We start from the raw sequence: 2,377 nt of genomic DNA on the forward strand, positions 1-2,377 counted from the left end.
CGTGAACGCTATGCCGCCCGTGCTGCTCCGCGGCATGAGCGTGAACGCTATGCCGCCCGTGCTGCTCCGCGGCATGACCGGATGCTCGTCGGAACGGATCTCGTTGCGGTCTTGCCTCTCGGAGGCTGAGGGAGGATTAGCAGCATGGGGGACGATCTGACGCGCCGCCTTGAGGCAGGAGTTGATGACGTCGACGAGCTGATCGACCTCGGATGCGACTTGGCCGACGCTGGCCGACAGGAAGACGCCGAGCGGTGCTTCCGCCGCGCCGCCGCGCATGGCGACGCAGTAGCTATGTTCAATCTCGGAAACACCCTGAGGGAACTCGGCAGGCTTGAAGAAGCCGCCGCGACGCTCCAAGATGCCGGCGCTGCGGGAAACGACGATGCGTGGCTCAACCTCGGCCAAGTCTTGGAGGACCTCGGGGACTTGAGCGGAGCCATGACCGCCTACGGCGCCGCGGCCGCAGCCGGGGACAGCAACGGCACGCTGTCGTTGGCCTTCATGCTGCGCGAGCAGGGCGAACGCGACCGGGCGATCCAGGCAGCCACTGAAGCAGTCGCCGCTGGCAACGACCAAGCGGTCGGCGTGCTCGCGTGCTGGCGATGGTGCGCGACGCTGGACCCAGCCCTCGAGCCGGACTTGCGAGCCGGCGCCGATCACTTCCCGGCAGCCCGGTCGGATCTCGCCGCTCTCTTACTCGCCACCGGACGCGCGACTGAGGCGCGAGAAGTGCTGGAACACGGGGCCAAGCTAGGCGAAGGGGAGAGCATGCTGCCGCTGGGCAACCTCTACTCCAGCCTCGGTGAACTGACAGCGGCGGAGGACGCCTACAGAGCCGGCATCCGAGCCGGCGACACCTACTGCCACAACAACCTCGGTCTCCTGTTGATCGACCGAGGCGACATCGCACACGCAAGGGAGCAGCTCCGTCGGGGCGCTGCGGCAGGGGACGCTCTCGCCGCCAAGCACCTCAAGGAGTTGCTCGACGAGGACTAGTCAGACAACCCCCCACCCCAACGGCCGACCCGTCACCCTCGGAGCAGGACACGGCCGTCCGCGGAGTCGCGACACAGCGGCATGAGCGTGAACGCTCTGCCGCCGTCCTGCTCAGCGGCATGTGCGGACGCGCGGCCAGGTCGACTTCCGTCTTCGCGTCTCGGGTCCGGACACTACGGTTGCCCGATGGGTACATGGGGGACTGGACCATTCGACAACGACACCGCTGCCGACTGGGCGGGCGACTTCGAAGAGGCCGATGTAGCTGCGCGCCCTGCGATGATTCGCGATGCTCTGGCGGCGGCCGCGGACGCCGAGGACTACCTGGACGCGGACGATGCCATGGCGGCTCTCGCCGCAGCGGCGCTCGTCTCTGCGGCGCAGGCGAACGGGCCGCAGCTGGACGACAACTATGGTCCCGATGCGGCTGCCCTCGAGGGCCTGGATCTCGGCGAAGGCTTGCGCGTACTGGCAGTCCGAGCCGTGACACGAGTCTTTGGCGCGGACTCCGAGTGGCGTGAGTTGTGGGAGGACGCCGGCGAGCTGGGCGAGGCCCGCACCGAGCTGGAGCCGATCCTCAGCGCGCTTCGCGACACACCAGGCGGCGCCTCGTAGCGGGCCCAAGGGTCACTCGACAGCGGCAGATCCGGGCGAGCGTAGCCGCCCTCACCGCGGCATGCTCAGCGGCATGTGCGGATGCCGCCCAGCGAACCCGCGGGGCGTGACAGTCCACCTCAGACTGCGTCCAGCGCGCCAAGGCCGAGAGCACTAGCCACGCCGATGACCATGAAGACCCAACTGCGTCTAGAGGGCGTCACAAACGCGGCAAGGGGATTGTCAGACGTGGCGTGCCGGCCGAACATGTCTCGCACCGTCGCAACCGCCAACCCTATGAGGGAGCCTAGGAAGGTCAGCCACAAGAGTCGTTCCATCGGGCGGGACCCTCCTAGGGCGCGGGGGCTATTGAGACAGTGGAGCGCGCTACGAACAGTTCTCGGTCGATGCAGTATCGGCGGTAGGTCGCAACGCTTGAGCGTTGGAGGCCAGACTCACGGACAACCCCGCTCAGCGAACGCTGCGGCACGTACGCGCGCGGACGGCGCGATGAGCGCGCGGCACGACCCAGTGCGGGCCCTCTCGGCCCGGCTTGAACAGGCAGGCTCCCTCTCCAACTGCGGACTTGAAGCCGGGCGGCAGCCCCATGTCTAGCGCGGGTTCGTCCCCAGGTTCTCACGTCGGCGATGCTCAAAGCTCCAGCCGTAGCCAGCCGGGTCTGTGCCCGTCCGACGACGCGGACGCGTAGCGGCTGTTTGTTGCTCGGGTACTGGCTGGCCGGTCACGCTCGGGTAGGTGCTCGGGCCGGGTCGCTCTGTTAGCG

At 68.0% G+C, this 2,377-nt stretch carries 2 protein-coding genes; both read left to right on the forward strand.

Features of this window, described 5'->3' with window-relative positions:
• Positions 1 to 144: 144 nt before the first annotated feature.
• The gene (locus tag Q0840_RS18925) at positions 145 to 999 is read left to right on the forward strand and encodes a lipopolysaccharide assembly protein LapB (RefSeq protein ID WP_298462721.1); all 855 of its coding nucleotides are present in this window, start codon (positions 145 to 147) and stop codon (positions 997 to 999) included.
• Positions 1,000 to 1,185: 186 nt separating this feature from the next.
• A complete protein-coding gene (locus tag Q0840_RS18930) occupies positions 1,186 to 1,614 on the forward strand; it encodes a DUF4259 domain-containing protein (RefSeq protein WP_298462724.1) in 429 nt (142 codons plus the stop codon).
• Positions 1,615 to 2,377: the final 763 nt, after the last annotated feature.

The sequence above is a fragment of the uncultured Cellulomonas sp. genome (assembly GCF_947494015.1).
GTDB lineage: Bacteria > Actinomycetota > Actinomycetes > Actinomycetales > Cellulomonadaceae > Pengzhenrongella.

Excerpts from the sequence above, each read along its gene's own strand:
- Q0840_RS18930 (WP_298462724.1), top strand. The coding sequence starts at position 1,186 with ATGGGTACATGGGGGACTGGACCATTCGACAACGACACCGCTGCCGAC.
- Q0840_RS18925 (WP_298462721.1), top strand. The coding sequence starts at position 145 with ATGGGGGACGATCTGACGCGCCGCCTTGAGGCAGGAGTTGATGACGTC.